Raw genomic sequence first — 6,859 nt, 5'->3', positions numbered from 1 at the left:
CATTCCGAACCCGGAAGCTAAGCCTCACAGCGCCGATGGTACTGCAGGGGGGACCCTGTGGGAGAGTAGGACACCGCCGGACTCCTTTTAGTCAAAATGGCCACCCATCGTTGGGTGGCCATTTTGCGTTTGACGAACAACGAGAATAGGGAGCACCATGCCGGAAGAGGAAGAGCGCCGTCCGCGTCGCAGTGACGATGGAGGACCGCGCGGCAACCGTTCCGGTGGGCGCCCTGTGTATCGCGATGGTGCCTCGCGCCCACGATCTGGCTCTGATGCCCGCGGTTCGCGAGGTGAGGTTCGCCCTGACCGTGATGGTGATCAGCGTCGTGAGGGCGGGTACAGCCGTGATGGCGGCGGTCAGCGTCGTGAGGGTGGCTACAGCCGTGATGGTGGTCCGCGTCGTGAGGGTGGCTACAGCCGTGATGGCGGCGGTCAGCGTCGTGAGGGCGGGTACAGCCGTGATGGTGGTCCGCGTCGTGAGGGCGGGTACAGCCGTGATGGCGGCGGTCAGCGTCGTGAGGGCGGGTACAGCCGTGATGGTGGTCCGCGTCGTGAGGGCGGGTACAGCCGTGATGGTGGTCCGCGTCGTGAGGGCGGGTACAGCCGTGATGGTGGTCAGCGTCGTGAGGGCGGGTACAGCCGTGATGGTGGTCAGCGTCGCGAGGGCGGGAACAGCCGTGATGGTGGCCAGCGTCGCGAGGGTGGCTTCAACCGTGACGGTGGACCGCGTCGTGAGGGCGGGTTCAACCGTGACGGTGGTCAGCGTCGCGAAGGGGGCTTCAGCCGTGATGGTGGGCAGCGTCGTGAGGGCGGGTTCAGCCGTGATGGTGGTCAGCGTCGCGAGGGCGGCTACAGCCGTGACGGTGGCCAGCGTCGCGAGGGCGGGCACAGCCGTGACGCGGCTCCTCGTCGGGAGGGTGGCTTCAGCCGTGATGGCGGTCAGCGTCGCGAAGGGCGGACGGAGCGTGAGCGGGGGAGTGACCGGTCGCGGTCGTTCCCGCAGCGCGGCGGTGCCGGGCGTGAGCGTCCGGCCAACGCGTCGAACGAGCGTGCCCGGTTCGACGAGCCGACCGTTCCGGACGAGGTCACGGCCGGCGATCTGCACTCCTCCGCGCGCAACGAACTGAAGACGCTCAGCAAGGAGAACGCGGAGCACGTCGCCCGACACCTGGCGATGGCCTCGCGTCTGATCGACGAAGACCCCGCGCTGGCACACGAGCATGCGCTGGCGGCGTCGCGCCGGGCCGGTCGCATTGCGATCGTCCGCGAGACGCTCGGCATCACGGCCTATGCGACAGGTGACTTCGCCCTGGCTCTTCGCGAGCTGCGCACCTATCGCAGGATCTCCGGGAAGGACGACCAGATCGCGCTCATGGTCGACAGCGAGCGCGGAATCGGCCGTCCTGACCGAGCACTCGAGACCGGTCGTGCCGTGGACCGCTCCACCCTCGACACCGCGGTGCGCGTGGCTCTTGCGATCGCGATGTCGGGCGCGAGGCTCGACCAGGGCGACCTGGAGCTGGCTCTCGGTGAGCTCGAGATTCCCGAGCTCGATCCCGATCGTGCGTTCGAGTGGAGCCCAGCACTGTTCTCCGCGCGGGCAGCGGTCCTGGAAGACCTCGGACGCACCGACGAGGCAGAATTCTGGGCCCACCGCGCCGACGTCGCGGCGGAGGCGCTCGGCGTCGACGAAGCCGGCGACGAGGAGATCTACGTCGAAGACGGCCTCATCGACGACGAGTTGCTCGACGATCACGGTGACGGCACTGCTACGCCTGACGGTGACGCCGTTGGCGGCGGTGACGGCACCCGCGACGGTGACGGCACCCGCGACGATGCCGCCCGCCTCGACGGTGACGCCGTGGACGGTGGCGTGGATGCTGACGGTGGCGTGGATGCTGACGGTGGCGTGGATGCTGACGGTGACGTGGATCGTGATGGTGTCGTGGATCGCGACGCGGGCCTCGTCGTCGAGGCGGGCCGAGACCTGGACAGCGACGACGATGCTGCCTCTGGACGCGACGGCGACAGCGATGGTGCCGGGACCGACCTCTTCGGTGAGGACGGCGAGGCCGAGCCTACGATCGAGGCCGAGCCCACGATCGAGGATGAGGTTCGCGAGCTCCTCGGCGAAGACGTCGACGAGGTCGACGAAGACGACGAGCCCGGTTCCTCGAAGCCGGAGGCGTGATGGCGCTCTTCACGCGCAGGCGTCAGACGCCCCGCACTCCGCTGGACGGCGTCGACACGATCCTCGCCGACCTCGACGGAGTCGTGTATGCCGGGCCCGGGGCCCTGCCGCACGCCGTGGAGAGCCTCAACGCCGCAGCCGCCACGGCGCGTCTGGGGTACATCACCAACAACGCGGCGCGGACCGACGCATCCGTCGCGGCGCACCTCACGAGCCTGGGCCTCACGGTCGCGCCAGACGACGTGGTCACGAGCCCGCAGGCGGCCATGCGACTGCTCTCGGGGATCGTTCCTCCTCCCGCGACGATCCTCGTCGTCGGAGGCGACGGTCTCGTCGATGAGGTGCAGAAGGCCGGGTACACGGTGACCCGCAGCGCTGACGCCGACCCACAAGCGGTCGTGCAGGGCTTCGCCCCCGAGGTCGCGTGGACCGACCTCGCCGAAGCGGCCTTCGCGCTCAAGGTCCCCGAGGAGGAGGGCGGCATCCCCTGGATCGCCACCAACACCGACTGGACGATCCCGCGCGAACGCGGCGTCGCCCCCGGCAACGGCACCCTCGTGTCCGCGGTGCACACCGCTGTCGGGCGGCTGGCCACGGTGGCGGGGAAGCCGGAGACCCCCATCTTCCAGGAGGCCCTGGACCGCTTCGGCGCGTCCACGGCGCTGTTCATCGGCGACCGCCTCGACACCGACATCATGGGAGCGAGCCGAGCCGGCATCGACTCCGCCCTCGTGCTGACCGGGATCGACCGCCCCAAGCACGTGCTCGCGGCGCCCGAGGGGTCGCGCCCGACCTACATCCTCGGCGACCTCCGCGGGCTGCACGAGCCGTACCCGGTCCCGACGGTGACGGACGGCGTGTACGACGTCGGCGGCGCGGCGGTGCGGGTGCACGGCGCGGACGTGGAGATCGTCGCGGAGTCCGGGAACCAGCTCGACCTGCTGCGGGCCGGAGCTGCCGCGATCTGGGCCTCGGGCACTCCGGTGTTCGTGCTGCGCGTGCCCGAGCGGCTGTACGACGACCCGTTCCACCGCCCCTGACCACACGCGTGGCTCCGTCGGCTGTCCGAGGAGCCGCGTACAGTGGAACCCGTGAGCGATGAGACGACCGGTGCGCCGACGGACGGCCTGTGGAGCCGCCTGCGCCTGATCGAAGGGCAGCCGCTTCCGGCTCGTGCCGACGCTTACTCCGCGCTCCACGACGAGCTCTCGCGGCGGCTGGAGAGCGGATCACGGCTCGACCAGCGGGAGACCCCGGGAACACGATGACGCGACTCGACGCCGCCCTCGCCTCGCGGGGACTCGCCCGGTCGCGCAGCCATGCCGCCACCCTCATCGCGGAGGGCCTCGTGAGCGTCGACGGTCGCCCCGTCGTCAAGGCGTCCACGCCGGTCCAGGACGACAGTGAGCTCACCGTGGCCGGCGCCGACCACTACGTCGGGCGCGCCGCGCACAAGCTCGTCGCCGCCCTTGATGGCTTCGGCGTCGCGGTCGCCGACCGGCTCGCGCTCGACATGGGCGCCTCGACCGGCGGATTCACCCAGGTGCTGCGCGAGCGCGGTGCGCGGCGGGTGCTCGCGGTCGACGTCGGACACGGACAGCTGGCTCCCGTCATCGCCGCGGACGACGGGGTCGTGTCGGTCGAGGGCTTCAACGTGCGGTACATGACACCGCAGAGCCTCGCGGACGCGACGGGCGAGCCCGCGGCGCCCGACCTGATCGTCGGCGACCTGTCGTTCATCTCGCTCGAACTCGTCCTCCCGGCGATCGCCGCCGTTGCCGCGCCGGGCGCCGACGTGCTGCTGCTCGTGAAGCCGCAGTTCGAGGTCGGGCGCACCGCGGTGCGCGGGGGACTGGTCACCGATCCGGCCACCCGCGCCGACGCCGTGGCCCGCGTCGTCTGGAGCGCGTGGGACGCGGGGTTTGGGATGCTCGGCATCCTTCCCTCCCCGATCCTCGGCACGCACGGAAACGCGGAGTACCTCGTGCACCTCGCGCCGGGACGCGGCAGCAATCCGACAGAATGGATGGACACCATCAACCGGCTGGCAGGGGGACGATGAACGAGCGCTGGATCCTGGTGGTCGCGCACGCCGGCCGCGTCGAGACGGTGGAAGCGGCCCGTCGCGTGACCGATGCCCTGCGGGGAGCGGGTGCCCGCCCGGTCCTCGCGCCCGACGACCACGATGCGCTCTCCGCCGTCGACCCGTTCTTCGCCGACGTCGACGTCCTGGGCGTCTCCGCCGACCCGACCGCGCTCGAGCTGGCCATCGTCCTCGGCGGTGACGGCACGATCCTGCGCGCCGCGGAGCTCGTGCGCGACAGCGGTGCCCCCGTGCTCGGCATCAACATGGGCCACGTCGGCTTCCTCGCCGAGATCGACCCCGACGACATGGACGACGCGGTGCGCCGTGTCATCGCCCGCGACTACGACGTGGAGGAGCGCCTGGCGCTCTCGGTGCGGGTGAAGGACGCCGCCGGCGACGTCGTCTACGAGACCTGGGCCCTGAACGAGGCGACGGTCGAGAAGGCCAGCAGGGAGCGCATGATCGAGGTCGTGCTGGAGATCGACGGCCGCCCGCTGTCGAGCTTCGGCTGCGACGGCATGGTCGTGTCCACCCCGACGGGATCCACCGCCTACAACTTCTCCGCCGGCGGGCCCGTGATCTGGCCGACCGTGGAGGCCATCGCCGTGGTGCCGCTCTCCGCCCACGCGCTGTTCGCGAAGCCGCTCGTGGTGAGCCCCGACGCGGCGGTCGCGATCGAGATGCTCGAGCGCACGGACGGCTCCGGCATCCTCTGGTGCGACGGCCGACGCTCGCACGAGCTCCCGCCCGGAGCGCGTGTGGTGGTGCGACGGTCCTCGCGGCCGGTGCGCCTCGCGCGCCTGCACCCGACCGCGTTCACGAACCGGCTGGTGCGCAAGTTCCAGCTGCCGGTCGAAGGGTGGCGCGGACAGGACCGGAGGAACCAGCCGTGATCGAGGAGATGCGCCTGCGGGACCTCGGTGTGATCGCCGACGCCGTGCTCCCGCTCGGACCGGGGTTCACCGCCATCACCGGCGAGACCGGTGCGGGCAAGACGATGGTCGTCACGGGGCTCGGGCTGCTGCTCGGACAGCGCGCCGACTCGGGTGCCGTGCGCGCCGGAGCCGGCCAGGCCTCGGTGGCGGGAGTCTGGGTCGTGCCCGAGACCGGGGACGTGGCAGACATCGTCGCCGACGCCGGGGGCGAACTCGAACCGGTCGGTGGCGGCAGCGCCGAACTGTACGTGTCGCGCACCCTCAACGCCGAGGGCCGAAGCAGGGCGAGCGTGGGGGGTCGCGCCGCTCCGGCCGGCGTGCTGTCCGCCCTCGCCGACGAGCTGGTGGTCGTGCACGGCCAGTCCGAGCAGTTGCGGCTGCGGTCCGCCGCTGCGCAGCGCGACGCCCTCGACCGCTTCGGCGGTGACGCGATCGCCCGGGCGCTGGAGCACTACGGCACGGCCTTCGAGCGCTGGCGCGGCCTCGACGCGGAGATCGCCGAGATCACGGGCAACCGCGACCGCCGGGCGGAGGAGGCCGCGCGACTGCGAGAAGACCTCGCGCTGATCGAGGCGACCGCACCAGAGGCGGGCGAAGACGCCGAACTCGCGGCCCGCGCCGAACGGCTCGCGAACGCCGAGGAGCTGCGACTGGCCGCCTCGCTCGCGCACGGGGCGCTCTCGAACGAGGAGGGCGAGCCGGATGCGTCGGCACTGGTCGCGGAGGCGCGGCGGGCGCTCGAACGGGTCTCGGATGCGACGCTCGCGGAGGTCGCCGAGACGCTCGCCGACATCGGCTACCGTATCGCCGACGCCGCCGGGCAGCTGTCCGGCTTCCTCGCCGACCTCGACGAGTCGGGCCCGCACGAACTCGCCGCGGTCGAGGAGCGGCGGGCGGCGCTGGGCGTGCTGATCCGTGCGCACGGGTCCCTCGACGACGCCATCCGACTGTGGCAGACGGGCTCGACGCGCCTCGCGGAGCTCGGCGACGACGGCGAGCGACTGCAGCGTCTCACCGCCGAGCGGGAGGAGGCGCGTACCGCGCTCGACGCCGCGGCGGACGCCCTGACCGCCGTCCGCACGGAGGCCGCCGTCCGCCTGGGCGACGCCGTCACCGCGGAGCTCCACGCGCTCGCGATGCCCGATGCCCGCCTGGAGGTCTCGGTCACCCCCGGCGCCGAGAGCACGCACGGGCGCGACGACGTGGCGATCCTGCTGGCCCCGCACCCCGGCGCCGAACCGCGGTCGGTGGCCAGGGGTGCCTCGGGCGGCGAGCTGTCGCGCGTGATGCTCGCGATCGAGGTCGTCATCGCGGCGACCGACCCGGTGCCCACGTTCGTGTTCGACGAGGTCGACGCCGGCATCGGCGGGGCCGCGGCCATCGAGGTCGGCCGGCGACTCGCCCGGCTGGCGGAGAAGTCGCAGGTGATCGCGGTGACGCATCTGGCGCAGGTCGCCGCGTTCGCGAACAACCACCTCACGGTCGTCAAGTCCAACGACGGGGCCGTCACCGCCTCGAGCGTGCGGCGTCTGGAGGGGGAGGAGCGGGAGGCCGAGATGGCGCGGCTGCTGTCCGGCCTCGCCGATTCCGACGCCGCGCTCACCCATGCCCGCGAACTTCTCAGCCTCGGCGTCTGAGGGAACT

Annotated in this window: 7 protein-coding genes and 1 rRNA gene; 7 read left to right on the top strand and 1 reads right to left on the bottom strand. The window is 71.9% G+C overall.

Translation table 11 applies throughout. The annotated features are described in order from the left end of the window. Positions 1–82, top strand: a 5S ribosomal RNA gene (gene rrf, locus ACFV3I_RS13730); the annotation flags it as partial. Positions 83–91: 9 nt separating this feature from the next. Here the strand turns inward: rrf and ACFV3I_RS13725 are convergent. Continuing rightward, positions 92–1,108 carry a hypothetical protein gene (locus ACFV3I_RS13725; protein ID WP_378823184.1) on the bottom strand — a complete coding sequence of 339 codons (1,017 nt, stop codon included), beginning with the start codon at positions 1,106–1,108 and terminating at the stop codon, positions 92–94. Positions 1,109–1,177: 69 nt separating this feature from the next. Here ACFV3I_RS13725 and ACFV3I_RS13720 point away from each other — a divergent pair, with 69 nt between their 5' ends. Genes ACFV3I_RS13720 through recN form a run of 6 tightly spaced genes read left to right on the top strand, consistent with a single transcriptional unit; the run spans position 1,178 to position 6,852 of the window. After that, the gene (locus ACFV3I_RS13720) at positions 1,178–2,194 is read left to right on the top strand and encodes a tetratricopeptide repeat protein (protein ID WP_378803828.1); all 1,017 of its coding nucleotides are present in this window, start codon (positions 1,178–1,180) and stop codon (positions 2,192–2,194) included. Next, the gene (locus ACFV3I_RS13715; protein WP_136044929.1) at positions 2,194–3,234 is read left to right on the top strand and encodes an HAD-IIA family hydrolase; all 1,041 of its coding nucleotides are present in this window, start codon (positions 2,194–2,196) and stop codon (positions 3,232–3,234) included. The genes ACFV3I_RS13720 and ACFV3I_RS13715 overlap by 1 nt, the downstream gene beginning before the upstream one ends. Positions 3,235–3,285: 51 nt before the next feature. After that, on the top strand, positions 3,286–3,462 hold the full coding sequence (locus tag ACFV3I_RS13710; protein ID WP_168387201.1) for a hypothetical protein: 177 nt from the start codon (positions 3,286–3,288) through the stop codon (positions 3,460–3,462). Then, the gene (locus tag ACFV3I_RS13705; protein ID WP_136031199.1) at positions 3,459–4,256 is read left to right on the top strand and encodes a TlyA family RNA methyltransferase; all 798 of its coding nucleotides are present in this window, start codon (positions 3,459–3,461) and stop codon (positions 4,254–4,256) included. The genes ACFV3I_RS13710 and ACFV3I_RS13705 overlap by 4 nt, the downstream gene beginning before the upstream one ends. Further along, a complete protein-coding gene (locus ACFV3I_RS13700) occupies positions 4,253–5,173 on the top strand; it encodes an NAD kinase (RefSeq protein WP_136031201.1) in 921 nt (306 codons plus the stop codon). Before ACFV3I_RS13705 ends, ACFV3I_RS13700 begins: the two co-directional genes overlap by 4 nt. After that, on the top strand, positions 5,170–6,852 hold the full coding sequence (gene recN / locus ACFV3I_RS13695) for a DNA repair protein RecN (RefSeq protein WP_378803827.1): 1,683 nt from the start codon (positions 5,170–5,172) through the stop codon (positions 6,850–6,852). Before ACFV3I_RS13700 ends, recN begins: the two co-directional genes overlap by 4 nt. The last annotated feature ends 7 nt before the right edge of the window (positions 6,853–6,859 follow it).

It is taken from the genome of Microbacterium sp. NPDC059771 (assembly GCF_042732495.1).
In the GTDB taxonomy this organism is placed as follows: domain Bacteria; phylum Actinomycetota; class Actinomycetes; order Actinomycetales; family Microbacteriaceae; genus Microbacterium; species Microbacterium sufflavum.
Note: the sequence above shows the minus strand (reverse complement) of the source record. Positions and strands in the feature narration are given on the sequence as shown.